Origin of the sequence: Streptomyces sp. NBC_01089 (assembly GCF_045162975.1) — a bacterium.
GTDB lineage: Bacteria > Actinomycetota > Actinomycetes > Streptomycetales > Streptomycetaceae > Streptomyces.
Window position 1 is genome coordinate 4,248,971 of the sequence record NZ_CP108660.1, and the last position, 25,458, is coordinate 4,274,428.

Annotated in this window: 23 protein-coding genes; 6 read left to right on the forward strand and 17 right to left on the reverse strand. The window is 70.7% G+C overall.

The features are described from left to right. Positions 1 to 16: 16 nt before the first annotated feature. Positions 17 to 874, reverse strand: a complete 858-nt coding sequence (locus tag OG510_RS18825) for an HAD-IIB family hydrolase (RefSeq protein ID WP_406138195.1) — start codon at positions 872 to 874, stop codon at positions 17 to 19. 104 nt (positions 875 to 978) lie between these two features. On the opposite strand from OG510_RS18825, the gene OG510_RS18830 reads away from it, so the two are divergent. Beyond that, positions 979 to 1,890: an LLM class flavin-dependent oxidoreductase gene (locus OG510_RS18830; protein ID WP_406138197.1), complete on the forward strand. Its 912-nt coding sequence runs from the start codon at positions 979 to 981 to the stop codon at positions 1,888 to 1,890. Positions 1,891 to 2,065: 175 nt separating this feature from the next. Next, the gene (locus OG510_RS18835) at positions 2,066 to 3,019 is read left to right on the forward strand and encodes a GNAT family N-acetyltransferase (RefSeq protein ID WP_406138199.1); all 954 of its coding nucleotides are present in this window, start codon (positions 2,066 to 2,068) and stop codon (positions 3,017 to 3,019) included. Between the two features lie 177 nt (positions 3,020 to 3,196). Here the strand turns inward: OG510_RS18835 and OG510_RS18840 are convergent, their stop codons facing one another. From OG510_RS18840 to OG510_RS18855, 4 genes are all read right to left on the reverse strand, one after another. Then, positions 3,197 to 4,141, reverse strand: coding sequence for a MerR family transcriptional regulator (locus OG510_RS18840; RefSeq protein ID WP_406138201.1), 945 nt, complete (start codon positions 4,139 to 4,141; stop codon positions 3,197 to 3,199). A gap of 175 nt (positions 4,142 to 4,316) precedes the next feature. After that, the gene (locus OG510_RS18845; RefSeq protein WP_406138202.1) at positions 4,317 to 5,288 is read right to left on the reverse strand and encodes a metal-dependent hydrolase; all 972 of its coding nucleotides are present in this window, start codon (positions 5,286 to 5,288) and stop codon (positions 4,317 to 4,319) included. Beyond that, on the reverse strand, positions 5,285 to 7,051 hold the full coding sequence (locus OG510_RS18850; protein ID WP_406138204.1) for an SDR family oxidoreductase: 1,767 nt from the start codon (positions 7,049 to 7,051) through the stop codon (positions 5,285 to 5,287). The genes OG510_RS18845 and OG510_RS18850 overlap by 4 nt, the downstream gene beginning before the upstream one ends. Then, a complete protein-coding gene (locus OG510_RS18855) occupies positions 7,048 to 7,947 on the reverse strand; it encodes a M24 family metallopeptidase (RefSeq protein WP_406138206.1) in 900 nt (299 codons plus the stop codon). The genes OG510_RS18850 and OG510_RS18855 overlap by 4 nt, the downstream gene beginning before the upstream one ends. A gap of 447 nt (positions 7,948 to 8,394) precedes the next feature. On the opposite strand from OG510_RS18855, the gene OG510_RS18860 reads away from it, so the two are divergent. From OG510_RS18860 to OG510_RS18875, 4 genes are read left to right on the forward strand one after another with little or no spacing between them, the layout of a single operon-like run. After that, the gene (locus tag OG510_RS18860) at positions 8,395 to 9,408 is read left to right on the forward strand and encodes an ABC transporter ATP-binding protein (RefSeq protein ID WP_406142454.1); all 1,014 of its coding nucleotides are present in this window, start codon (positions 8,395 to 8,397) and stop codon (positions 9,406 to 9,408) included. Next, on the forward strand, positions 9,405 to 10,286 hold the full coding sequence (locus OG510_RS18865; RefSeq protein WP_406138208.1) for an ABC transporter permease: 882 nt from the start codon (positions 9,405 to 9,407) through the stop codon (positions 10,284 to 10,286). Before OG510_RS18860 ends, OG510_RS18865 begins: the two co-directional genes overlap by 4 nt. Next, positions 10,283 to 11,194 (forward strand): ABC transporter ATP-binding protein, encoded by a 912-nt coding sequence (locus tag OG510_RS18870; RefSeq protein WP_406138209.1) that lies wholly within the window; start codon positions 10,283 to 10,285, stop codon positions 11,192 to 11,194. Before OG510_RS18865 ends, OG510_RS18870 begins: the two co-directional genes overlap by 4 nt. Positions 11,195 to 11,211: 17 nt before the next feature. Beyond that, complete coding sequence (locus OG510_RS18875) at positions 11,212 to 11,931, forward strand: ABC transporter permease (protein ID WP_406138211.1); 720 nt, start codon at positions 11,212 to 11,214, stop codon at positions 11,929 to 11,931. A 142-nt stretch (positions 11,932 to 12,073) separates the two neighbouring features. Here the strand turns inward: OG510_RS18875 and OG510_RS18880 are convergent, their stop codons facing one another. The 12 genes from OG510_RS18880 to OG510_RS18935 all read right to left on the reverse strand — a co-directional run bounded on the left by OG510_RS18880 (position 12,074) and on the right by OG510_RS18935 (position 25,286). Then, positions 12,074 to 12,901 carry a hypothetical protein gene (locus OG510_RS18880; protein WP_406138212.1) on the reverse strand — a complete coding sequence of 276 codons (828 nt, stop codon included), beginning with the start codon at positions 12,899 to 12,901 and terminating at the stop codon, positions 12,074 to 12,076. Positions 12,902 to 13,083: 182 nt separating this feature from the next. After that, the gene (locus OG510_RS18885; RefSeq protein ID WP_406138214.1) at positions 13,084 to 14,361 is read right to left on the reverse strand and encodes a CynX/NimT family MFS transporter; all 1,278 of its coding nucleotides are present in this window, start codon (positions 14,359 to 14,361) and stop codon (positions 13,084 to 13,086) included. Positions 14,362 to 14,479: 118 nt separating this feature from the next. Then, entirely contained in the window at positions 14,480 to 15,154 is a 675-nt protein-coding gene (locus OG510_RS18890; RefSeq protein ID WP_406138216.1) for a FadR/GntR family transcriptional regulator, read from the reverse strand. 155 nt (positions 15,155 to 15,309) lie between these two features. Continuing rightward, positions 15,310 to 16,131 (reverse strand): HAD family hydrolase, encoded by an 822-nt coding sequence (locus OG510_RS18895; RefSeq protein ID WP_406138217.1) that lies wholly within the window; start codon positions 16,129 to 16,131, stop codon positions 15,310 to 15,312. Continuing rightward, positions 16,128 to 17,405, reverse strand: a complete 1,278-nt coding sequence (gene serS, locus OG510_RS18900) for a serine--tRNA ligase (protein WP_406138219.1) — start codon at positions 17,403 to 17,405, stop codon at positions 16,128 to 16,130. Before serS ends, OG510_RS18895 begins: the two co-directional genes overlap by 4 nt. 637 nt (positions 17,406 to 18,042) lie before the next feature. After that, on the reverse strand, positions 18,043 to 18,978 hold the full coding sequence (gene pheA, locus OG510_RS18905) for a prephenate dehydratase (protein WP_406138221.1): 936 nt from the start codon (positions 18,976 to 18,978) through the stop codon (positions 18,043 to 18,045). Positions 18,979 to 19,046: 68 nt separating this feature from the next. Beyond that, positions 19,047 to 20,378: an iron uptake transporter deferrochelatase/peroxidase subunit gene (efeB, locus tag OG510_RS18910; RefSeq protein WP_406138223.1), complete on the reverse strand. Its 1,332-nt coding sequence runs from the start codon at positions 20,376 to 20,378 to the stop codon at positions 19,047 to 19,049. A gap of 5 nt (positions 20,379 to 20,383) precedes the next feature. Then, the gene (locus OG510_RS18915) at positions 20,384 to 22,348 is read right to left on the reverse strand and encodes a copper resistance protein CopC (protein WP_406138225.1); all 1,965 of its coding nucleotides are present in this window, start codon (positions 22,346 to 22,348) and stop codon (positions 20,384 to 20,386) included. A gap of 13 nt (positions 22,349 to 22,361) precedes the next feature. After that, positions 22,362 to 22,844, reverse strand: a complete 483-nt coding sequence (locus tag OG510_RS18920) for a copper chaperone PCu(A)C (RefSeq protein WP_406138227.1) — start codon at positions 22,842 to 22,844, stop codon at positions 22,362 to 22,364. Continuing rightward, a complete protein-coding gene (locus tag OG510_RS18925; protein ID WP_406138229.1) occupies positions 22,841 to 23,533 on the reverse strand; it encodes an SCO family protein in 693 nt (230 codons plus the stop codon). The genes OG510_RS18920 and OG510_RS18925 overlap by 4 nt, the downstream gene beginning before the upstream one ends. Positions 23,534 to 23,571: 38 nt before the next feature. Further along, entirely contained in the window at positions 23,572 to 24,354 is a 783-nt protein-coding gene (locus tag OG510_RS18930; RefSeq protein ID WP_406138231.1) for a YcnI family protein, read from the reverse strand. 107 nt (positions 24,355 to 24,461) lie between these two features. Then, positions 24,462 to 25,286: a hypothetical protein gene (locus tag OG510_RS18935; RefSeq protein WP_406138233.1), complete on the reverse strand. Its 825-nt coding sequence runs from the start codon at positions 25,284 to 25,286 to the stop codon at positions 24,462 to 24,464. Positions 25,287 to 25,458: the final 172 nt, after the last annotated feature.

The window sequence follows — 25,458 nt, forward strand, 5'->3', positions numbered from 1 at the left end:
GATGCGGGCCGGTGGCTCAGCGGGTCTTCAGGATCTGCTCGATGACGACCGCCACGCCGTCGTCGTTGTTCGCCACCGTGCGCCCCGAAGCTGCGGCGACCGCTTCCGGGTGCGCGTTGCTCATCGCGTACGACGTGCCCGCCCACCGCAGCATCTCGACATCGTTCGGCATGTCCCCGAAGGCGACTACCTCCGCGGGGGAGATGCCGCGCTCCGCACAGCACAGCGCCAGCGTGCCGGCCTTGGAAACCCCGGGGCCGCTGATCTCCAGCAGCGCGGTCGGGCTGGAGCGGGTGATCGAGGCACGGCCGTCGACGGCCTCGCGGGCCAGGGCGAGGAAGACGTCGGGTTCCAGCTCCGGATGGTGGGCCAGCACCTTCAGCACGGGCTGGTCCGCGATGTCGGAGTCCGCCGCGAGCAGCTTCTCGGCGGGCGCGACACTCGACGCCGGGTCGAACTGCAGGGGCGGGTAGGCCGGCTCGTGGTGGATACCGCCGGTCCGCTCGACGGCGAAGGACGTGCCCGGAGCGGCCGCCCGCAGGATGGAGACCACATCGAGGGCGTCGGTGCGCTCCAGCGGGAGGACCTTGACGAAAATGTGCCCGCCCTCGTCACCGTGGAGGTCGACCACGGCGGCGCCGTTGCCGCAGATGGCCAGGCCGTGGCCGTGCACATGGTCGCTGACGACGTCCATCCACCGGGCGGGCCGCCCGGTGACGAAGAAGACATCGATGCCGGCTTCCTCGGCGGCGGCGAGCGCCGCGATGGTGCGGGCCGAGACGGTCTTGTCGTCGCGCAGGAGGGTCCCGTCCAGGTCGGTGGCGATCAGCCGGGGCGGGAGGGGGGCAGCGGCGGGGCCGTTAGCTGAGGTCACCCGGCCATTCTCCCGTACGGGGCGTCCGAAGCGCACGGGAGTGCGAAGACCTGTGGGTGCCTGTGGATACGGCCTGGGAGCGGGCACCCGTACGACGTAGGGTCGTGGCCATGCGTCTGAGTACCGTGATTCTTCCCGTTCGCCGGTGGAGCGAGGGCGGCCGTGAGCAGTGGGTGCGCGCCGAGGAGCTGGGCTTCCACACCGCGTACACCTACGACCATCTCTCGTGGCGGGTGCCGTTCCGCGACGGGCCCTGGTTCGGGGCGGTCCCGACGCTGGCCGCGGCCGCCGCGGCCACTTCGCGCGTCCGGCTCGGCACGCTGGTCACCTCGCCGAACTTCCGGCACCCCGTGACCCTCGCGAAGGAACTGCTCTCGCTGGACGACATCTCGGACGGCCGGATCACGCTGGGTATCGGCGCCGGAGGAACGGGCTTCGACGCCACCGCGCTCGGCCAGGAGCCGTGGTCGCCGCGCGAACGCGCCGACCGGTTCGGCGAGTTCGTCCCGCTCATGGACCGGCTGCTGACCCAGGACTCGGTCACCCACCGGGGGACGCACTACTCCGCCGACGAGGCCCGGAACATCCCGGGCTGTGTGCAGCGGCCGAGGCTTCCCTTCGCCGTCGCGGCCACCGGACCGCGGGGGATGAGGATCGCCGCGGGACACGGGCAGAGCTGGGTGACGACGGGCGATCCGAAGATCTTCGAGACGGGCACCCCGGAACAGTCGGTCGAGGCTGTCCGCGGCCAGATCGACAGGCTCGGCGCGGCTTGCGACGAGATCGGCAGGGACGTCGCCGAGGTGGAGAAGGTCCTGCTCACCGGGTTCACGCCCGACGAGGGCCGCCCCATGGAGTCCCTGGACGCGTTCGTCGACTTCGCGGGGAGGTACTTCGCGCTCGGTATCGACGAGATCGTGATCCACGCACCGATTCCCGGCACCATTTTCGCCGCAGACGAGAAGGTCTTCGAGCGGATCGCGACCGAGGCGTCGGCGCAGCTCGGGGAGAGCTAGCAGAGCTGGGAGGCGGGGCGGTCCCGGGAGGAGGTCCCGCGGGGCGGTCCTGGGAGGTGGTCGCGCGGGGCGGCCCCGGCAGGTGGTCGCGCAGGCCGGTCCCGGCAGACGGTCCCGCGAGGTGCCCGGGAAAAGGGCTCGCTCGCTTTTCGGGGTGCTGGCACAGTGGCGCGTTATGGCGAACTTCGAGCTGGTGACCGCCGAGGACTTGCGGCTCATGCAGGGGCTGGCGCAGCGTGTCGCCGCCACCCGGCCGGAACTGATGAACGCCGAGGCGACATTCGGTGAGCTGGCCTGGAACTGGGGCAAGGGCCGCGCCAGTGACGGTGCGAGCCGGCCGCGTCGGCTGTGGTGGTCCGGCGGGGATCTCGTGGCGTGGGGCTGGGCCCATCTTCCGCACCGGGTGAGGCGGAACGACGGGTCGGTGAAGGATGTCACCAGGGCTTCGCTCGCGTATCAGGTCCATCCCGGCCACGCCGGGCTGGTCGACGAGGTGATCGACTGGTACGACGGCATCGCGGCGGACATCGAACGGACGGTGATGCCGAGTTCGGCCGACGGTTTCGCCCTGGAGAGATGGGCGGCGCACGGTTATGAGACCGACCCGTCCTCGCTCGGCGACACCGGGGAATGGACCCAGCTCAACGAGCGGGATCTCGCCGACGTGGAACAGCCGGTGCTGCCGGACGGGTTCCGGTTCCGCACCGCCGACGAGGCCGGGCCGGAGGCCGCGGTCCAGGCCCATCTGGACGCCTGGGCCCCCTCGGGGTACACGGCCGAGAGCTACGAGGGGGTGCGGCAGGCGGCGGGGTACCGCGGCGACCTGCACCTTCTGGTGGAGGCGCCGGACGGGACGATGGCGTCCTCGACGATCATGTGGCTCGACGAGGTGAACAGGACCGCTGAGTTCGAGCCGGTCGGGACGCATCCGGACTACCGGCGCCGGGGGCTGGGCAGGGCGATGCTCCTGCACGGGATGCATCGGGCGCGGGCTGCGGGGGCCATCCACGCCACGGTCGCCTGTCTGGGCGCCCCGGGGCACCCCGCGGCGCGCGGGCTGTACTACGGCATCGGGTTCCGGGAGCTCTCGCGGGATGCGCCGCGCATCAAGACCAAGGGAAAGAGGTAGAGCGGCGGGGCGAGGCACGGCGCGGGAGGGCTGGCCGGAGTGGGGGCGGGGGCGGGGGCGCGTGCGCCAGTGTGCATCCGAATTATCTTTTACGCCCCCCCGAGTTAGGCATGATCCACAGGCAAGGTGACTTATCCACAGGGTATTTGGCGATTCTGTGGACAAGGTGGTGACCATTTATGGCCTTTGTTCGCTTTGCCGGAATTCTTGCTGTGGAAGAGTCAGTGCGTCCAACGCCCTTGCCTGCAGCTCCCGTTCGGTGGCTCCGGTGATGAACGCGGCGGTGTTTTCCCGGCCCACCAGCCTCTCCACCGCGGCGAGCGTGGCCGCCGGAACCGCTACGGACGCGGGCTCGCCCGGCTGAGCCGGCGGGCCGTCGGGGCCGAGATGCTGTTGGAGATGACGGGTGGCGAACAGCCGCATCGCCCGGGCCAGTTCGGCATCGACGCTCTGCTGAGCGAGCGGGCGCAGCCGCCGTACGAGTGAGGCGGCCTCCGCCACATGCGCGTCGGTGGGCCGGGCGGGACTCAGATAGCGGGCGAAGACGTGCTCGGTGGTGAACTCCAGGAAGCGCGAAGCGATGTGCTCGACCTGGCCGCGCAGCTCCCGCAGGTGGACCGAGATGGCCTTGAGCGGGACACCGGCCGCGTGCAGTTCCACGGCCACGGCCAGCTCCTGCGGGCTCGGCACCAGGAACTCGTCGTCGCTGCCGGGCACCCGCTCCAGTACGCCCAGCGCCACCGCGTCCGCCACGGCCTTGTCGTCCGGCACCCCGCCGAACCGCGCGTCCAGCTCGGCCCGGGTGATCCGGTCCGCCTCCTCGTCGGTCCACGGCCCGCTGACCTCGGCGACCAGCCCCAGCACCCCGCCGAGACCGCGCCCGGCGTCCCACGCCTCCAGCAGTTCCTTGATGGAGGCCAGCGTGTAGCCGCGGTCGAGCAGTTCGGCGATCTGGCGCAGCCTGGCCAGATGGCTGTCCCCGTACACATTGGACCGGCCGCGCCGCTGTGGTTTCGGCAGCAGTCCGCGGTCCTGGTACGCGCGGATCGTACGGACCGTGGCGCCGCTGTGGTACGCCAGATCCTCGATCCGGTACTCGGGTCCGGCCTCCGACGCGCTCACCCCGGACACGCTGCCTCCCACTGTTCTCCCCCCGCTGCTCCTGCCTTTGCTGTTTCCCTCTCCCCCCTGGGCCCCGCCCCCGCCCCCGCGCCCCGCCCTGCCCCCTCCCCTCCCCGCTTCTGCCTTCCCCCGCGTCTGCCCCCCGGCTTCTGCTCCCCGCCTCCTCCCGGCGGGGTTACGGCAGGGCCGCGCGGCCGATCGCGCCTGCCGCCGCACGTGCGGCGGGTGAGGCCGCGAGGTACTCGACCGCCCGGCGCAGCGAGCCTTCCTGGGAGGGATGGTACGACCGCCTGAAGTAGCGAGGTATCGCCGCGCCCAGCTCGCCCCAGGTGGGCAGCAGCCCTCTGGCGACCGCCCCGTTGTGGTTCCGCAGCGAGTACCCCGGCCTGCCCGTCACCCCGGGACGGCCAGGGCCTGCCGGAACCTGTTCGTCGTCGCGTACGAGGGCCGGGTCGTGGCGCAGGAGGTACGAGGCGCCCCACACCCACAGCCACAGCAGCACGGGAGTGACCACGGCCATGCCCTCGATCCGCCGGGCATAGCGCGGCAGCCCCTCGCCGCCGCAGTGCTGGTACATGTCGAAGGCCACGGCCCGGTGCTCCACCTCCTCCGCGCCGTGCCAGCGCAGCAGATCCAGCATGACGGCGTCCGCCCCCGCCGCATCCAGGCCGTCGGCGCGCAGCACCCAGTCTCCGAGGACCGCGGTGAACTGCTCGATCGCGGCGACCAGCGACAGCCGGAAGCGCAGCCACTCCCGCGCCGGCACCGGTATGCCGAGCGGCGGGCGCTCACCGAGCAGTTTCTCGAAGAGGAAGTCGACGTGCCGGGTGTACGCCGCGGTGTCGAGCTGCTGGGCGGCCAGGTGGTCCAGGACGTGGGAGTGCTGCACGCTGTGCGTGGCCTCCTGGCCCATGAACCCCTTGACGTCCTTGAGCAGTTCGGGGTCTGCGACGAGCGGCAGGGCCTCCTTGAATACCTTCACGAACCACCGCTCGCCCGCCGGGAGCAGCAGATGCAGCACATTGATCACATGGGTGGCGGTGGGCTCGCCCGGTATCCAGTGCAGCGGCGTGTTCTCCCAGTCGAACGAGACCCGGCGCGGCGCGATGACATGGGGCCCTGCGGCCCCGCCCTGTCCGTTGCTCACAGCGGCGGCTCCATCCGGGCGACGGCGCGCAGGGCCCTCGGCGCGAACCGGGACATGAAGCGGGCGCCGCGCGCCTCGGGTGTCACCGGTACCACCGCCCGGTTGTGCACCACGGCGGCGAGAATCGCGTCGGCCACCTTCTCCGGCGGGTAGTTGCGCAGCCCGTACAGCCGGGCCGACTTCTTCTGCCGGCGCTTCTCCTCGTCCGCCGATACGCCCGTGAACCGTGCGGTGGACGTGATGTTGGTGTTCACCAGGCCCGGGCATATCGCGCTGACCCCGATGTCCTGTCCGGCCAGCTCGGCCCGCAAGCACTCGCTCAGCATGAGGACCGCCGCCTTGGACGTGGAGTACGCCGGGAGCGCCTTCGACGGCTGGTAGGCCGCTGCCGAGGCGGTGTTGACGATATGGCCGCCCTGGCCGCGGTCCGCCATCTGCCGGCCGAAGAGCCGGCAGCCGTGGATGACGCCCCACAGATTGACGTCCAGGACCTGCTTCCAGTCCTCGCTCGTGGTGTCCAGGAAGGAACCCGACAGGCCGATGCCCGCGTTGTTGACCAGGACGTCGACCGTCCCGTACTCGGCGGCGACCTTTTCGGCGAGCTTCTCCATCGCCTGCTCGTCGCTGACGTCCACGGCTTCCCCCCAGGCATCGGGGGAACCGATCAGCCGCGCCATCTCCGCGGTGCGCGCCGCCCCTTCCGCGTCCCGGTCGACGGCCACGACGCGGGCTCCCGACTCGGCGAACGCGAAGGCGGTGGCCCGGCCGATGCCGCTCGCCGCGCCTGTGACGAGGACCAAACTGCCGCTGAAACGGTCGGCGTACTCGCCGTTCGCCGCTGTCTGGTGGGCGGGCCCCGGGGACTCGTTGGCGGTGACGAAATCCCCGATCCAGCCGGCGAGCTGGTCCGGCCTGGTGCGCGGCACCCAGTGCTTGGCCGGGAGGGTACGGCGCGTCAGCTGCGGTGCCCAGTGCTCCAGTTCGTCGTAGAGGTGCTCCGACAGGAAGGCGTCGCCGGTGGGCGTGATCAGCTGGACGGGTGCATGGGCATACGCGTCGGCGCGCGGCTTGCGGAGCCGGGGGCGGACGTTGTCACGGTAGAGCCAGGCGCCGTGCGCGGCGTCCGAGGACAGCGAAGCCGTCGGATAGTCGCCGGACGACACCTTCTCCACCCGCTCCAGGATCTTCGGCCACCGCTTGCCGAGCGGCCCGCGCCAGGCGGCTTCCGGCAGTACCGGCGTGTGCAGCAGATACACGTACCAGGACTTGGCTCCCTGGCTGAGCAGTTGGGCGGCCCTGCGTGGGGTCGGCCGGGATGCCCGCTTCTTGATCCACTGCCCGAAGTGGTCGAGCGAGGGGCCGGAGATCGACGTGAACGACGCGATCCGGCCCTCGGTGCGGGGCACGGTCACGAACTCCCAGGACTGCACGGATCCCCAGTCGTGGCCGACGAGGTGCACCGGTTCGCCGGGGCTGACCGCGTCCGCCACGGCCAGGAAGTCATCGGTGAGTTTCTCCAGGGTGAAGCCGCCGCGCAGTGGTACCGGCGCCGACGACCTGCCGTGGCCCCGGACGTCGTACAGCACCACGTGGAACCGGTCGGCCAGCTGGGCCGCGACCTCGGTCCAGACCTCCTTGCTGTCCGGATAGCCGTGCACCAGCAGGACGGTCGGCCGCTCCCGGTCGCCCAGTTCGGCGACGCACAGCTCGATCCCGCCGGTGTGCACCCGGCGCTCCCGCGCTCCTTCGATTCCCTTGCTCATGCGGCCCTCTCCTCTGCCCAGCGCCGCACATGCGGCAGATCGTCGTCCAGCCAGAAGGCACTCTGCTCGGGGTCGGCCGAGTCGGTGACGACCAGGATCTCCTCGAACTTCGCGCCCGTGCCCCGGAATCCGAGGTGCGGTTCGACCGCCCACAGCCCGGGCCGGGGCGGGTGGTCGGAGAATTTGTACGGGCTCCACAGCGGCGACCAGCCGTCCCGGTGGCCGTGCAGCGCATCGCTCGCCAGGCCCCTGAGGGACTGGGTGCCGAAGCCGAACACATGGGGCGACCAGCGGCGCTCCTTGACCTCGTCGACCTTGTGCGCGATCACGCCGAACGGATAGGCGCGGTGCCGGTTCGCGTACCCCTGGGTGGTCATCAGCTGCTCCACGTCCTCGTAGATCGCGCGCAGCGGCCGTCTTTCGCGGACCTCGCGCAGGATGAGGGTGCGGTGCGCCTCCAGGTCGGCGAGCAGCTTGTCGTGCACCGGGTTGAGGCCGAGGCAGCCTGAGTAGCCGATATCGGCGGTGAAGCCGTGGAGGACGGGCGCCATGTCGAGAATGAACGGCATGCCCGCTTCGAGCCGCCGGTTGGTCGGGAAGAACTGCAGCGGCACTCTGAAGCCCGCGAACGCCGTCCGGTCCCCGAACCAGGCGAACGGCAGATGGAACCAGTCCCTCACACCCCGCCGGTAGAGCCACTCGCGCTGCATGCGCGCCGCCTCGCGCTCGGTCACCCCCGGTCTGAGCTGGGCGGCGACGGCCTCCGCGCAGGCATAGGCGAGGGTCTGCACCTCTCTGAACCCGCGCAGCCGTGCGGCCTGCGCGGGGCCCTGCGCGACCGGCTGCGCGGCCGGGCCTTCCGCCCACCGCGCTGCTGCTTTCACCCCTGAAGCCATGCCACCTGTCCGTCCCGTCCGTGTGCGGTACGTGCTCGTAACTTGACACTGATGAATGTGACAATGCCTGGCGGCTACGTCAAGGGTCCCGCTTCAGCTGTGGATAACGCCCTGTGGATAACCTCGTCCGGCCGTTCCGCAGGCACAGCGCCGCTCCTCCTTCGGGCCCCGCTCCTCCCGGCCCGCTCTTTCCGGCCCGTTCCTCCCCGCCCCCTCCCCGCCCCCTCCCCGCCCCCGCCCCGCCCCGCCCCGCCCCGCCCCGCCCTCCCCGCTCCTGACTGCCCAGCCTTTCCGTCCGGCCCCTCCCGTCGGCCCCTCCCTCTGGCTCCGGCTCATCCCTCTCCCGTACCGGGCCCCTACGGGTCACTACCTCTGGAGGCGGACAGGGATCCAGCCGTCTGGGCTGACGCCCGGCGTGAGCGGCGCCACTACCTTCGGAATGTGACTGTGATCGCGACCGAAAGCCTGAGCAAGCGGTTCCCGAGGGTGACCGCTCTTGACCGGCTCTCCCTGGACATCGGACCCGGTGTGACCGGGCTCGTGGGATCCAACGGAGCCGGCAAGTCCACGTTGATCAAGATCCTGCTGGGTCTGTCCCCCGCCACGGAGGGCCGGGCCGCCGTGCTCGGGCTCGACGTCGCCACCAGTGGTGCCGAAATCCGTGAGCGCGTCGGGTACATGCCCGAGCACGACTGCCTGCCACCCGACGTCTCGGCCACCGAGTTCGTCGTCCACATGGCGCGCATGTCGGGACTGCCGCCCACCGCCGCCCGGGAGCGCACCGCCGACACGCTGCGCCACGTCGGCCTCTACGAAGAGCGCTACCGCCCCATCGGCGGCTACTCGACCGGTATGAAACAGCGGGTGAAGCTGGCCCAGGCGCTGGTCCACGACCCGCAGTTGGTGCTGCTCGACGAGCCGACGAACGGCCTCGACCCGGTCGGCCGTGACGACATGCTCGGCCTGATCCGCCGGGTGCACACCGACTTCGGCATCTCGGTCCTGGTCACTTCGCACCTGCTCGGTGAGCTGGAGCGGACCTGCGACCACGTCGTCGTCATCGACGGCGGCACACTGCTGCGCTCCAGCTCCACCAGCGACTTCACCCAGAGCACGGCGACGCTGGCCGTCGAGGTCACCGACTCCGACACCCACCCCGACGGCACGAGTGCGCTGCGCGAGACGCTGACCGCCGCGGGCGTGACCCTGCACGCCGGTGTGGAGGAGGGGCTGCCGGGCGCGGGCCACATCCTCCTGGTCGAGGCGGCAGGCGAGGAGACGTACGACCTGGTCCGCGACACGGTCGCCGAACTGGGGCTCGGTCTCGTCCGGATGGAACAGCGCCGCCACCACATCGCGGACGTCTTCCACCCGGACCGGAACCAGTCGCAGGAGCAGCAGACCCGGAACGAGCCGCCGGACCGGCCCGGCCAGCAGAAGCAGGAGGTGCAGGCGCGATGAGTACCGAGACCAGCCAGATCCACAACATCGGTTACCGGAACTACGACGGGCCGCGCCTGGGCCGCGCCTACGCCCGCCGCTCGCTCTTCACGCAGTCGCTCCGCGGCGCCTACGGTCTCGGCCGCTCGGCCAAGTCCAAAGTGCTGCCGATGATCCTCTTCGCGGTGATGTGCGTGCCCGCGGCGATCGTCGTGGCGGTGGCCGTGGCGACGGACGCCAAGGACCTGCCGCTCGACTACACCAGGTACGCCATCCTCACCCAGGCCATCATCGGGCTGTACCTCGCGGCGCAGGCCCCGCAGGCCGTCTCCCGCGACCTGCGCTTCAAGTCCATCCCGCTGTACTTCTCCCGGCCCATCGAACGGGTCGACTACGTCATCGCCAAGTACGCGGCGATGGCCTCGGCCCTCTTCGTACTGACCGGGGCGCCGCTGGTGATCCTCTACATCGGTTCGCTCCTCGCCAAGCTCGACTTCGCCGACCAGACCGAGGGGTTCGGCCAGGGGCTGGTCTCCGTCGCGCTGCTCTCGGTGCTCTTCTCCGGTATCGCGCTGGTGGTCGCCGCGCTCACTCCGCGCCGCGGCTTCGGAGTCGCCGCGGTCATCGCCGTACTGACCATCACCTACGGCGCGGTCTCCACCGTGCAGGCCATCGCTTTCAGCCAGGGCGCCGGCGGGGCCGTCACCTGGCTCGGGCTCTTCTCGCCGATCACCCTGATCGACGGCGTCCAGACCGCGTTCCTCGGCGCCACCTCCGCCTCCCCGGGCGGCAACGGCCCGGGAGCGGGCGCAGGTGCGGTCTATGTGCTGGTCGTTCTCGCGCTCATCGCCGGCTCGTACGCCGTCCTGATGCGCCGCTACCGGAAGGTCGGGCTGTGACCACCATCAACATCGACCACACCTCACGCTGGTTCGGCAACGTGGTGGCGGTCAACGACATCACCATGACCGTCGGCCCCGGTGTGACCGGGCTTCTCGGCCCCAACGGCGCCGGCAAGTCCACGCTCATCAACATGATGGGCGGCTTCCTCGCCCCTTCGACGGGCACCGTGACCCTCGACGGCGCGCCGATCTGGCGGAACGAGAGCGTCTACCGGCAGATCGGGATCGTGCCCGAGCGGGAGGGGATGTACGACTTCCTCACCGGGCGCGAGTTCGTCGTCGCAAACGCCGAGCTGCACGGACTCGACGAGCGCGCCGCCCAACAGGCGCTCGCCACCGTCGAGATGGAGCCCGCGCAGGACCGCAAGATCTCGACCTACAGCAAGGGCATGCGGCAGCGCGTGAAGATGGCGTCCGCCCTTGTCCACAACCCAGGCGTGCTGCTCCTCGACGAGCCGTTCAACGGCATGGACCCGCGCCAGCGCATGCAGCTGATGGATCTGCTGCGGCGGATGGGCGCCGACGGCCGTACCGTGCTCTTCTCCTCGCACATCCTGGAGGAGGTCGAGCAACTCGCCTCGCACATCGAGGTGATCGTGGCAGGACGGCACGCCGCGTCCGGCGACTTCCGCCGGATCCGCCGGCTGATGACGGACCGGCCGCACCGCTATCTCGTACGGTCCAGCGACGACCGGGCCCTGGCCGCCGCGCTGATCGCCGACCCGTCGACCGCCGGTATCGAGGTGGACGTCACGGAGGGCGCGCTGCGCATCCAGGCGGTCGACTTCGGCCGGTTCACGGCGCTGCTGCCGCGCGTCGCCCGTGAACAAGGCATCCGGCTGCTCACCGTCTCGCCGTCGGACGAGTCCCTGGAATCGGTCTTCTCGTACCTCGTAGCGGCCTGAAAGGAGCTGTGACGCCCATGTACAACCCCACAGTCGCCCGGCTCACCTACCGGGCCCTGCTCGGCCGCCGCCGGGCCGCGATCCTGTTCGTGCTGCCCGCACTGCTGATCGTGATCGCCGCCGCGGTACGCGCCTTCAGCGGCGCCGACGACCAGGTCGCCACCCATGTGCTCGGCGGGTTCGCCATGGCCACGATGGTGCCGCTGATCGGTGTCATCGCCGGTACGGGTGCGATCGGCCCGGAGATCGACGACGGGTCGGTCGTCTATCTGCTGGCCAAACCGGTGAAGCGCCCCACGATCATCCTCACGAAGCTCACCGTGGCGATCGCCGTCACGATGGCGTTCTCCGCGATCCCCACCTTCATCGCGGGCATGATCCTCAACGGCAACGGCGGTCAGATCGCCATCGCCTACACGGTCGCGGCGCTGGTCGCGTCCATCGCGTACGCCTCGGTCTTCCTGCTCCTGGGCACGGTCACCCGGCACGCGGTCGTCGCCGGGCTGGTCTACGCCCTGGTCTGGGAGGGCCTGTTCGGCACGCTGGTCAAGGGTGCGCGCACGCTGAGTATCCAGCAGTGGTCGCTCGCGCTGGCGGAGAAGATCGGCGCCCCGGGGGCCATCGACTCGGACGTCGGGCTGCCCCTGGCGGTGGTGCTGCTGGTGGCCGTCACGGTGCTCGCCACCTGGTACGCGGGCCAGAAACTGCGGCGGCTGACGCTGGCCGGCGAGGAGTGAGACCGGGGTCCGCCGGGCCGGGCCGGGGGCGGGAGCGACGGGGTGCCGTCACTCCCGCCCCCGGCTGTTCGGCCTGTGCGGGGCTTGTGGCCGGGGGCTTGGGTTCGCTTTCCGGACCGGGCCGGGGCGGGCCGGGCTTCGGTCAGCGGCGGTGGCGCCGACGCCGCCTGCGTGCCTGTTCCGCCCGGTGCGCCAGGTACGGCAGCTGGTGCTTGACGTCAGCCATGTCCTCGCCGAGGTCCGAGAGCCGTACGCTCATCGCCCCGACGACACGGTTCGTGGCGCTGAGCCGCCGGTCCAGGGATTCCACACGGTCCGATACCACCCCCAGTCGGTCCGATACCACCCCCAGCCGGTCAGACACGGCGCCCAGCCGGACCGACACCGACTCCAGGCGGTCCGATACCGCGTCCAGACGGTCCGACATACGGCCCAGCACGGGGCCCAGCTCCCGAAGCGCGGGGCCGACCTCGGCCATCGCGGACTCCAGCCGGGTGACGCGTCGGTCGAGCCCATCGAAACGGTGGTCCGGCACCGGCACCGGCGACCTGTACTGCTCCGCGGTGTCGAGGAGGTGGCTCCGTACGCTGCGGGCGACTTCGCCATCGCGCAGCAGCATGGCGATGTTGAGGACGGTCCGACGGGTGAAGAGACGGAGGCGAGAGAGCCCCTGTGGATAACTCCCCGCTCCACTGCCGGATGGTGTGGTCAAAACGACCACTACATGTTTGCGCAGCTCATCACCTGTGAGCGTAAACATTCCACTGCCCGTGAGCTCGTCGCGATGGCGCCGTACAACGCTGTGCACAGCCTCCCTGTGGACAGCGAAGTACTGGGCGACACCGTCCGTGGTGACATGCAGTCCGTCCGGTAGCAACTGCAATGCCTTGACCTTGTCCAGGACGTCGACCCGTCCCAGATGGTCCGCGCGCAGCGCGCGCGATTCGAGCAGGGCGATTTCGGTTGGCATGGATGAGCCTGCCGTTCATGATCATTGGTGCATGACAGTGACGGCCCTCTCCCCGACTTCACGCGCTCTCGTCGCCCCGAACCCCAGTTGCCTCCACGCGCACTGACCAACGAACCGACAGTCGTACAAGTCACGCGCCCGCGGCCGCTTCCGCCCCCGCTTCCCCCCGCCGCCCCTTTCCGCTATCCGCCTGCCTGGACCTTCCTGTCGCGGGCCGCGAACAGGCCCACCACCAGGGCCGCCGCGCATACCCCGAGGACCAGGGCGATCGGCAGGGTCCAGCTGCCCGTCGCCTGGTACACGGCACCGGCTGTCAGCGGGCCGGCCGCGGCGAGGAGATAGCCGACCGTCTGCGCCATCCCGGACAGCCGCGCCGCCGTCTGCGCGTCGCCCGACCGCAGCACGATCAGCGTCAGGGCCAGCCCCACCGCGCCGCCCTGCCCGACACCCAGCACCGCCGACCACAGCCAGGCACCCGACACCGGGGCGACCATCAGGCCCGCGTAGCCGACCGCGACCATCGAGGTGACCAGCACGATCAGCGGGCGCTGGCTGCGCATCCGGCCGGCGAGCAGCGGTACGCCGAAGGCCCCGGCGACCTGGACCAGGTTGTTGAACGCGAAGATCACGCCCGCGGTCGACCGGCTCATCCCGTGGTCCGTGAAGATCGTCGGCATCCAGGCGATCAGCACGTACGACCAGAGCGACTGGAGGCCCATGAACAGCGTGACCTGCCAGGCCAGTGCCGAGCGCCAGATACTCCGGGCCGGTCCCGTGCCTGCGGGGGCGACGCGCACCTCGTGGCCGGTACGGCCGCGGGCGATCAGCACCTGCGGCAGCCACGCCACGGCGGCGACCGCGGCCAGCAGCGACCAGAACGCCAGCGACGCCTGCCAGCTGTTCCCGAACGCCTTCTCCAGCGGGACCGAGGCCGCGGCGCACAGCGTGGCGCCGCCGATCATCGCGCCTGTGTAGACAGAGGTCATCGACGCGGCCCGGTCCGGGAAGTCCCGCTTGATCAGCCCCGGCATCAGCACGTTGAGCAGGGCTATCGCGGTGCCGGCCAGCACTCCGCCGCCGTACAGGGCGAATACGGACGGCAGGACCCGGACCAGAACGCCGACGGCGAGCAGGATCAGCGCGCACAGCAGGACCACCTCGGTGCCGAAGCGGCGTGCCAGCCAGGGGGCGATCATCGCGCCCACCCCGAGGAACAGCACCGGGACGGAGGTGACCAGGCTCGACGCCGTCGACGACAGGCCGAACGTGTCGCTGATCTCGCCGATGAGAGGTGACACGCTCGCCAGCGCCGCCCGCATGTTGAGCGAGGCCAGCACGATGCCGATGAGCAGCACGGCGGGGTGCGCGATCAGGGCGCGCCGTGCGGCGGCTCCCTCGGGGGACGGCCGGACATCGGCCTCCGAGTCGGGAAGCAGATGATCCAGATCCGGGCGGGACACGTCAGGTACCTCTCAGCGTTTCTGTGCGGTGTTTCTGTGCGGCGTTGCTGTTCGTGCGTTGCTGCTGTTCGTGGGGTGGGTGATGGGTGCGGGAGCGGCGGTCGTGGGGAGAGGCCGCTCAGCGGCCCACCAGTCGGCGGACCACGTCCATCGGCACCTGGAGCAGTGCGCGGGCGGCCTGTTCGGCCGCGGCCGGGTCACCGCTCTCGATCGCGTCGACGAGGGCCTCGTGCGCGGTGAAGTCGATCGGCGGCATCTCCCGGTCGCCGAGGGCGGCGACCAGGGATTCGTGCATCTGGGTCGAGAAGAAGCGGTAGACCTCGGCGAACGTGGTGTTGTGCGTGGCCTCGACCACCCCCAGATGGAAGTCGAGGTCGGCGTCGGCAGCCCGGTCGCCGTGCTCGTGGAGGGCGCCGAGGGCTTCCCGGAGCCGGTCGAGGTCGGCCGCGTCCCTGCGTACGGCCGCCAGCCTGGCGGCCTCCGCCTCCAGGGCGACCCGCAGCTCCAGGATGTCCAGCACACCCGCGTGGCTCATCGTGCGGAGTACGGCGGAGGGGTCGGCGGTGGAGCGTACGAAGGTGCCGTTGCCCTGGCGGGACTCCAGGAGCCCGGCGTGCACCAGGACGCGTACCGCCTCACGCACGGTGTTGCGCCCCACGCCGAGCTGTTCGGCGAGGTCGTGCTCGGTGGGGATGCGGTCACCCACGGACCACTCTCCGCCGGCCAGTTGATCCCGTAGCTGTTGGACGACGGTATCCACGAGGGAGTGCCGTCCTGCCGCACGCAGTGCCATCTCGTCGCCCCATGTTCGTCGTGTTCGCGCGTTCGTCGTGTTTCGGCATGCATGGCATCCGGTCACCCGGTTGCCCAGTCATCCTACAACTGCACCCAACAGGCGACGCGCCCGCGGCCAAGCGGGCATGTGTCCTGTCGATGCCCCTGCCGGCGTCAGCCCTGGAGCAGCCGTTCCAGCACCACGGCGATGCCGTCGTCCTCGTTGGACGCGGTGACCTCGTCCGCCACGGCCTTCAGGGAGTCATGGGCGTTGGCCATCGCCACCCCGTGTGCCGCCCAGCCGAACATCGGGATGTCGTTGGGCATGTCCCCGAAAGCGATCGTGTCGGCAGCGGTGAGCTTCAGCCGCCGGGCGGCCAGCGACAGGCCGGTCGCCTTGCTCAGCCCCAGCGGCAGGATCTCCACCACGTCCTCGCCGGCCATGACCACATCCACCAGGTTCCCGACGGACTGCCGTGCGATGTCCGCCAGCGCGTCGTCGCCCAGCTCCGGGTGCTGTATGTAGACCTTGTTGATCGGCTCGGACCACAGTTCGTCCCTGGCGTCGAAGCGCGCCACCGGCAGCGGGCCCTCGCTCACCCGGTAGTCGGGGCTCACCAGCACTTCCCCGTCGAGGCCGTCCCGGCTGGCGGCCAGGGCCAGCGGGCCGGTCTCCGCCTCGATCTTGGCGAGCGCGACGGCGGCCAGCCGGCGGTCCAGGGTGACGGAGGTGAGCAGCCGTCGCTCACCCGCGTGGTACACCTGCGCCCCTTGCGCGCACACCGCGAGGCCCTCGTAACCGAGGCTGTCGAGGATGTGCCGGGTCCACGGAACCGCGCGTCCGGTGACGATGATGTGCGCCGCCCCCGCCGAGGTGACTCCGGCGAGTGCGGCACGGGTGCGCTCGGAAATCGAACCGTCGTCACGCAGCAGCGTGCCGTCCAGGTCGGTCGCGATCAGCCGGTGGGCGAGTGCGGGAGTGGCGGGAGTCGTCACTTGGACGCGGGCTCCAGAGTCTCCCGGCCGCCGAGATAGGGCCGCAGCACCGGCGGGACCCTGACCGAGCCGTCGGCGAGCTGGTGGTTCTCCAGGATGGCCACGATGGTGCGCGGTACGGCGCAGAGCGTGCCGTTGAGCGTGGCCAGCGGCTGGACCTTCTTGCCGTCACGCATCCGGACCGACAGCCGCCGGGCCTGGAAGCCGTCGCAGTTGGACGCGGACGTCAGCTCGCGGTACTTGCCCTGCGTCGGGATCCACGCCTCGCAGTCGAACTTCCTTGAGGCCGATGCCCCGAGGTCGCCGGTCGCCACGTCGATCACCTGGAAGGGCAGTTCGAGGCTGGTCAGCCACTGCTTCTCCCACTCCAGGAGCCGCTGGTGCTCGGCGGCCGCGTCGTCGGGGTGCACGTACGAGAACATCTCGACCTTGTTGAACTGGTGCACCCGGAAAATGCCGCGGGTGTCCTTGCCGTACGTGCCGGCCTCCCGGCGGTAGCAGGGGGAGAACCCGGCGTACCGCAGCGGCAGTTCACCCGCGTCGATGATCTCGTCCATGTGGTACGCGGCGAGCGGGACCTCGGAGGTGCCGACCAGGTAGTAGTCGTCCTTCTCCAGGTGGTAGACGTTCTCGGCGGCCTGGCCGAGGAAGCCGGTGCCCTCCATGGCGCGCGGGCGGACCAGCGCCGGTGTCAGCATCGGGATGAACCCGGCCTCGGTGGCCTGGGCGACCGCCGCGTTGACCAGGGCCAGTTCGAGCAATGCGCCGATGCCCGTCATGTAGTAGAAGCGCGAGCCCGACACCTTCGCACCGCGCTCCGTGTCGATGGCCCGCAGGGCCTCGCCGAGCTCCTGGTGGTCCTTGGGCTCGAAGCCCTCGGCCGCGAAATCGCGGATGGTGCCGTGCGTCTCCAGGACGGTGAAGTCCTCCTCGCCGCCGACCGGCACGTCCGGGTGGACGAGGTTGCCGAGCTGGAGCAGCAGGCGCTTGGTCTCCTCGTCCGCCTCGTTCTGCTCGGCGTCGGCCGCCTTGACGGCTGCTGCCAGCCGGCCCGTCTTCTTCAGCAGCTCGGCCTTCTCCTCGCCCGCCGCCTTGGGGATCAGCTTGCCGAGTGTCTTCTGCTCGGAGCGGAGTTCGTCGAACCGGAGTCCGGACGACCTTCGCCGCTCGTCGGCGGAGAGCAGGGCGTCGACGAGGGCGACGTCCTCTCCACGGGCGCGCTGGGAGGCGCGAACACGGTCGGGGTCCTCACGGAGCAGGCGAAGGTCAATCACCCCACCAGGTTACCGGTGCCCGCTCGCGCCCCTCGACTTGATATTCACCGCACCGCGGTACCGAAGACGCTTTGTCCGTATTGATCCACTATCTATGGAAAGGTGAGAGGGGTGGAGATATCCCGGCGGCGGTGTCACCCGCCTCGCGTCGGCCGCTGGTCAATAAGGGGGACCGATTCCCCGGAACGAAGCATTCCGGGCGAAACCGTTGACTCATTTCCCTTGTGCCGGGAGGGACTTGGGCTCGCTTGTCCACAGGGATCCGCAGCCCGGATTAGTTATCCACAGGCTGTGTGGGAAATCTGTGGATGGCGAAGGGGATGGTTCCGAAAGCCTCACAGGCAACCGGCTGTTCGCCGGAATTTCCCTTCCAAACCCCCTCCGCGCACTCATTCAGGTGGGAATTGATCGCTCTAAAGGGTTGATCGGTGGAATTGGGGTGACAGTGCCCCACCTGCTGATCTGTGGATGGAAGTGTCGTCACTACGGTGATTTGTCGACCATGTCGCCTTGTGCTGTCGACTTGTCCCCAGGTCGAGACAGGGCCTGTGGATAACTTTTCCGGAGTACGGAAACCAGGACGTACGACGATCGCGTTACGGGGACAGGGGCCCCGAAACGGGTCCGGCCGGTCCCGTCAGGCCCGGCCGTCCTCGCTGCGCGCCAGCCAGTCCGACGCCGCCACGAACTCCGCGTCCGACGTTCCGGACCGCAGCTCCCGTACGTCCTGTGCCGTCACCCCGGCCCGCGGGTACGAACCGAGGAACCGCACGTCCGGGCAGCTCCGCTTGAGCCCCATGAGCGCCTCGCCCACCCGGCGGTCCGAGATATGGCCCTCCGCGTCGATGGCGAAGCAGTAGTTGCCGATGCCCTCGCCCGTCGGCCGGGACTGGAGCAGCATCAGGTTGACCCCGCGCACCGCGAACTCCTGAAGGATTTCGAGGAGCGCTCCTGGGTGGTCCTCGCGCTGCCAGACGACCACCGACGTCTTGTCCGCGCCGGTCGGCGCCGCTGGCCTGGCGGGGCGCCCCACCAGGACGAAGCGCGTCTCGGCGTTCTGTGCGTCGTGGATCTCGGTGATCAGCGGTTCGAGCCCGTACGTGGCGGCGGCGAACTCACCGGCGAAGGCCGCGTCGTACCGCCCTTCCTGGACGAGACGCGCACCGTCCGCGTTGGAGGCGGACGACTCCCACACCGCCTCCGGGAGGTTCGCCCGCAGCCAGTTCCGTACCTGCGGCTGGGCGACGGGGTGGCCCGTCACCGTCTTCACATCGGACAGCTTCGTGCCCGGGCGCACCAGCAGCGCGAAGGCGATCGGCAGCAGGACCTCGCGGTAGATCATCAGCGGCTCGCCGCCCGACAGCTCGTCGAGAGTCGCGGTGACGCCGCCCTCGACGGAGTTCTCGATCGGGACGAGCGCCGCCGCGGCCTCTCCCGTGCGTACCGCGTCGAGTGCCGCCGGCACGGACACCATCGGGACGAGTTCACGGGTGGCGGCCTCGGGCAGCGTGCGCAGAGCCGCCTCGGTGAACGTGCCTTCGGGGCCCAGATAGGTGAAGCGAGTGGCTGACATACGGTCACCCTAATAGGCCGAACGCCCCGGGTCCCGGGAGCCGGACCTGCTCCGCCCGAGCCCCCCGCTCAGTGGCCTTCGACGAGGCGCTGTCCCACGTACTCGCCCGGGCCGGCAGCCGCGGGCACCGCGAAGAGTCCGCTGGCCTCGTGCCGGATGAACGTGGACAGTGCGTCGCCGCGGTCCAGCTTCCGCTGCACCGGTACGAAGCCGTGGTCCGGGTCCGCCTGCCAGCAGACGAAGAGCAGCCCGGCGTCCGGTGTGCCGTCCCGGCCGATCCCGTCGTGGTACGAGAAGGTGCGCCGCAGCAGCGCGGCACCGCCGTTCTGTTCGGGGGCCGAGATCCGGGCATGGGCGTTGTCGGGGATGACGAACTTGCCGTCCGGGCCGACCTTGTCCAGGTCCATCGCGGTCGTCTCGGTGCCTCCCGTCAGCGGGGCGCCGTCCTTCTTCCGCCGCCCGATGACCTGCTCCTGCTTCTTCAACGGGAGCTTCTCCCAGTCGTCGAGGAGCATTCTGATCCGGCGCACGACGGCGTACGAGCCGCCCGCCATCCACTCCGGCTGCGCCTCCGCGCCGGTGCCGCCGCCGGCCGGGACGAAGATGCGCCGGTCGAAGTCGCTGTCCGACGGCTTGGGGTTCCCCGTCCCGTCCACCTGGCCCATCAGATTGCGGACGGTCATCGGCTTGGCGGTGGCGCCGGGCGCGCGGTTGAAACCGTTCATCTGCCAGCGGACCCGGGCCGCCGTACCGGCCTCGTTCTGGAGTGCGCGCAGCGCGTGGAAGGCGACGAGCGGGTCGTTCGCGCCGATCTGCACCCACAGATCGCCGTTGCTGCGCCCCGCGTCCAGCTGGTCGGACGCGAAGTCCGGCAGCGGGTCGAGCTGGGTGGGGCGCTGCGCGGTCAGTCCCGTACGGCTGAAGAAGGACCGGCCGAAGCCGAAGGTGACGGTCAGGGACGAGGGGCCGGCGTCGAGCGCGATCCCGGTGTCACCGCTGCTGACCGGCTCGCCCGCCATCATCCGCTGTGTACTCGCCGACCAGCGGCGCAGCAGCGCTGCGGCCTGGGTCCGGCCGGCGCCGGCCGCCAGGTCGAAGGCGATCAGATACCCGGTGGACTGGGCGGGTGTGGTGATGCCCGACTGGGGCGCGGAGTGCGCCGACCCGGCGGAACCGCTGCTTCCGGCGGTCTTCCCCGAGCCTGCGGACTTCCCCGAACCGGCCGTTTTCTCCGTGCTGTGGAAGGCCACCTCGGTCGAGCCGACGGTCGTCAGCGCCGTCGGCGGCGCCGCCTCGGTCGCCGCGCGTACCCCGGCCCCGCCCGCGGCGCCCGCCACGAGGCCGCCCGCGCCCACAGCGCCCGCCGTTCCGAGCAGCCGCCTCCTGGAGATGTCGTTCATGCTGGTCAGCCGATCTCCACCGTCTTGTTCACGGTGGTCTCGTCGATGTCGGAAGTCCGTACGGTCACCGCGATGTCCCAGTTGCCCGCCATCGGGATCTGAACGCCGTCCGCGCTCCAGTGTCCGGTGAACAGATGGTCGGGGACGACGGGCAGCGGCCCGATCTTCTTCGCCTTGAGGGTGAGGGCGATCCTCACCTCGGGGACGTCGTACGGCTTGCCCGCGGGGTTGTTCACGAAGAGGTGCAGCTGGTTGCTGCCGCTGCGGCCCGGGGTGAGTTCGAGCGACGCCGTGCCCTTGCCCTTGGGGCCGCCGGTGTCGAACGGGAGGGTGATGTCGACCGGCCCGGACGGCGCCGCGGCCGCGGCGGCGGAGGGGTTCCGTCCGGCTTCCTCCTCGGTCCTGCCCGGTTCGGTGGTCGTCAGGACCGTCGTCACGGCCAGGAGCGCCACGGCGACGACGGTCTCGGCGAGCACCGACTTCCGCAGCCCGGTGCGGTGCGGGTCGGCGTCCCGTACGCGTTTTTCGCGCACCACGGTCCTGGCGGCCTGCTGCCGGGCGAGCTGGGCGGCCCGCCGCGGATCGGCGGGGGCGGTGACCGGCTCCTGTTCCTGCTCCGCGGTGCCGGTGACGCCGCCCTCAGCGGCAACAGCCTCAACGGCGGCAGCAGGAGTCTCCTCACCGGCGGCGGCCCCGTCCGCGGCCGTCTCCGAGAGGCGTGCCGTCCAGCGCCGGGAGAAGGACGCGATGCAGACGACCACGGCGACGAGCCCCACCTTGACCATGAGCAGCTGCCCGTACCCCGTACCGAAGAGCGCGGACCAGGAGCCGACCTGCCGCCACGACTGGTAGAGGCCGGTCGCCGCCAGGGTGCAGACGGCGGTGAAGGCGATACCGGAGAACCGCCGCACGGCGGCCCGTTCGATGGACGGCGTACGGAACAGGGCGACGAGCAGCGCGGCAAGACCGCCGAGCCAGACGGCGACCGCCAGGAGGTGCACGATGTCGACGGGCATCGCGATCCCGGGCTGGAGGCCGACCGACGCGTGCTCGGTGAGCGCCCAGGTCGCGGCGATCCCGGCGGCGACGACCGTGCCCCCGACGCCCAGGCCGAAGGTGAGGTCCTTCCGCTCCTTCGCCGCCTCCGGCTCCGTGGCGGCCGTGCGCCGGGCGTACGCCCCGAAGAGGACGGCGACGAAGAGCGCGGACGCGCCGAGCAGCAGCAGTCTGGAGACGAGCGCGGCGCCCGGTTTGGTCTGGAGTACGCCGTTGAGCGCGCTCAGGTCGAAGACGTCCCCGAGATGCCCGGAGCCGGTGTACGGCGCCCTGAGCAGCAGAAGGACGAGGGTGGCAGCGGTCAGCGTCAGCCAGCCGCGTACGACGAGCCGTTGCAGCGGCCGTTCGTTCGCCCCGCGCTGCCAGCAGGTGACGATGAAGGCGCTGCCGCCGACCAGCACGATGAATCCGGCGTAGGAGGCGTAGCGCGCGGCGCCGTAGAGGACGCCGACGAGTCCGCCGCCGACGTTCTCGCCGGTGGCGGACACCGTGGTCCTGGACGGGGCGCCGATGGAGAAGGTGAAGGCGCCCGACACGGGGTGGCTGTCGGCGGAGATGGCCTGCCAGGCGACGGTGTAGGTGCCCTTGGCGAGGCCGGGGCGCAGGTCGACGCCGTAGGTGACGGTGCTGCCCTTGGAGAGGTTGCGGAGCTTGGCGGTGTCGGAGCGCTTGCCCTTCGGGTCGAGGACGCGGATGGACTTGTTGTCCATGGCGACCTGTTCGGAGAAGGTGAGCGCGACGTCCGCCGGAGCCTTGGCGACCACCGCTCCGGCTTTCGGGTTGCTCCCGAGCAGGGCCGCGTGCGCGGAGGCGGGGGCGGCCGCGGCGAACAGTGCGCCGAGGATCGCCGCCGCGACGAGCAGCAGCCGTGCGAGCGGGAGTCCGGAGCGCGGTGGGGCGGTGGTCGCCGTCATTCGGGTCAGCTCCTCAACTGTGCTGCGGGTTGTAGGTGGGCTGTTTGACGGGAAGTTCGGCCTTCAGGACGCCGGCCTTCGCGAAGTGCAGCTCGACGGTCACCTGCTGGCCGCGCTTGGGCTGCTTCTTGAGGTCCATGAACATGAGGTGGTTCCCGCCGCGCTCCAGGTCCAGTTCGCCGTGGGCGGGGACCGGGAGCGATTTCACCGAGAGCATCTGCTGGTTCTTGGTCGTGTGCATGGTGACGTCGTCGGAGAGCGGACTGGTCACGGACGTGAGCCGGTCCGCTGTGCCACCGCTGTTGGTGACGGTCACGAACCCCGCGGCCATTCCGCTGCCCCCGACCGGCTCGGGCATGAAGGACTCGGTGACCTTCAGCTCGGGTCTGTCCTTGGCCCGGTCGTCGGACGAGCCGGACGACGAACAGCCCGCCAGCGCCACGGCCGCGGCGGCGGCCACGGCGCAGACGGCGCTCGCCCGGGTGCCCCGGCTCACGGCTTCTCACCCTTGACGATCTTCGGGAGGTCCTTCGTGTAGTCCTTGACCGTGGTGTCCTCGCCGTACAGCAGGTAGCCCTTGTCCGTCTTCGGCGAGAAGGCCACGACCTGCGCCCCGTGCATCGAGACGATCGTGCCGTCCTTCTCCTTCTTGGTCGGGGAGATGCCGATGCCGATCGAGCGGGCGCCCGCCTGGATCGTCTTGAAGTCGCCGGTGAGCCCGATGAACGACGGGTCCTGCGCCTTCAGCCACTTGCCGAGTTCGGACGGGGTGTCGCGGTCCGGGTCGGTGGTGACGAAGACGACCTGCAGCTTCTTCTGGTCGGCCTTCGGCAGCGCCTTCTTGGCCACGGCGATATTGCCCATGGTCAGCGGGCAGATGTCCGGGCAGTGCGTGTAGCCGAAGTAGATCAGGGTCGGCTTGCCCTTGGTCTCCTTGCGGAAGTCGAACTTCTTGCCGTGGGTGTCCGTGAGGACGAAGTCCGGCTTGGTGAACGGGGTGTCGAGGACCGTCGCCGCCTGCGTCTTGTTCTGGCCGGAGACATCGGCCACCGCGCTCTTGCCCGAGCTGCCGCCGTTGTCGGTGCTGCAGGCGGCGAGCGAGAAGGCGGCCGCCACCGCGAGGGCGGCGGCGGTCAGCGACTTCTTGTATGTGCGGTGCTTCGTGCTGCGTGTCGTGCTGTGCATGGAGGAACGTCCCAAGTGCTGTGGGTGGTGTGGACGCGTCAGGCGCTACGGCGCCGGCCGGCGAGGACACCGAAGGCGACGCCCGCGATGCCGATGACGATGCCGATGACCCCGAGGATCCTGGCGGTGTTGTCACTGCCGTCCGAAGACGAGGCGGTGGCAGTCTTGGCGGGCGCGCCGCTGTCGCCCGGTGCGGATGTGCTGCCCGGGGTGGCGCCGGCCGTGTCGGCGGCCGGGGTCAGCTTGAGTACGGGCGCCGGGTTCTGCGGCTCGTCGGCGCCCGGCTTCTGCTCCTCGATCCAGCGCACGACCTCCTTGTTGGAGTACGTCTGCAGAGCCTTGAAGGTCAGGTGGTCGGTGTCGGTGGGCAGCTGGCCGACGGACAGCGGGAACTGCTGGAACTGTCCGGGCGCGATCTTCCCGCCGGTCCAGGTGACCTTGGTGACGGCTTTGTCGATCTGCTTGCCCTCGATGGTCAGCGGCTTGGGCAGCTTCGACGTGGTGACGGTGGCCTTCCAGCCCGGCACGGGCTCCGGCATCACCGAGGCGAGCGGGTGGTCGGCCGGGAAGTTGACCTCGAGCTTGGTGGTCGACGCGTTGTCACGCTCGTTGGGGACCTTGAACGCGATCGTCGCGTAGCCGCCCTTGGCCGCGTCACCCTGCGGCTGGACGGTGACGTGCGCGAAGGCGGTACCCGCGAGCACCAGGACGGAGGTGGCGGCGACGCCGCCGACCACGGCGATACGGCGGGTGATCCCCGGGCGGCCGCCACGCCGACCGGCGGGGACCTGCGGGTTGTCGTTCAGGGGGTTGATGCTCATACGGAACACACTCCACGGTGAGTGAGGGACGGTGGCAGCCCGCGCGCCGGTGCGCGCGGACAGCACGGCACCCGCTCCCGTCGCTGCGCGCGTGGGGAGGTGCCGCGTCAGGCTGCGAACACGTACGTGGCGGGCGGACCGCGCCTGATCACCGTGTGCTGGAGCGCTTCGCCCGCTGTCCACAGCGGCGCGGGGAGGGGTGCGTACCCGGCGCGCGGTCCCTGGACGGGTGCTCCGGGAAGTCCGGCACGCAAGGCGCGTACCAGCGCGAGAGCGGCGCGCAGATGACGTACGAGCGCCCCTTCGGCCACCCCGTGCGACTGCCGGGTCAGCCGGAACAGCGCGATCTCGCCGCGCCGCAGCACCCAGCCGGTCGCCAGGGCCGCCAGCAGATGGCCGAGCACCATGGGAAGGCTCGGCAGCATGAAGCACGTCGACGGGGTGGCCGCCACCAGGTGGTGCGGTGCGGCCTGGGCGGCGCTCGCCGACGGGTCGATGCCCGCCGCGCTGACGATGCGGTGGGCCCTGGCCGCGCTCAGTGGGGCGGCGCCCGCGCCGCAGACCAGCTTTCCCGCGAGCAGGACCAGGGCGGACGTGTCGCCCGCGGGCTTGCCCGTCCCGCCCGTTCCGGCCGTCGCGCCCATGGCGCCCATCGCCATGGCACCGTGCTGGCCGAACCCGAAGACGGTGTGCAGTGCGAGCTGGCCCGCGGTCAGCGCAGCGGCGATGCCGGGCAGCGAGCGCTGCCGCCCGGCGAAGGGCGCGGCCACGACGAACAGTCCGGCGAACCCGAGGGCCAGCGTCCACCACGGGACGGCCGCACAGGAGGCCAGCGCGTGCCCCACCCCGGCCAGCACGACGCAGACCGCGGTGAAGACCGCGGTCCTCAGAAGCCGTGGACCGGCTCCGGCGCGTACGGCAGGGATAAGCATGGCCGGGCCATCATCGCACTGGGCCCAGGGCCCGCATACGGCAGGTCCGGAAGGTCACGATCCGTCCTGGTGGCCCCGCCCGCCCCGCCGAAGTGCCCGCGTCACACCCGTCACGGCCCCCGATACACCGGCGCGGACGGTACGCGCGTCCGCCGAATGAGCGATATCACGT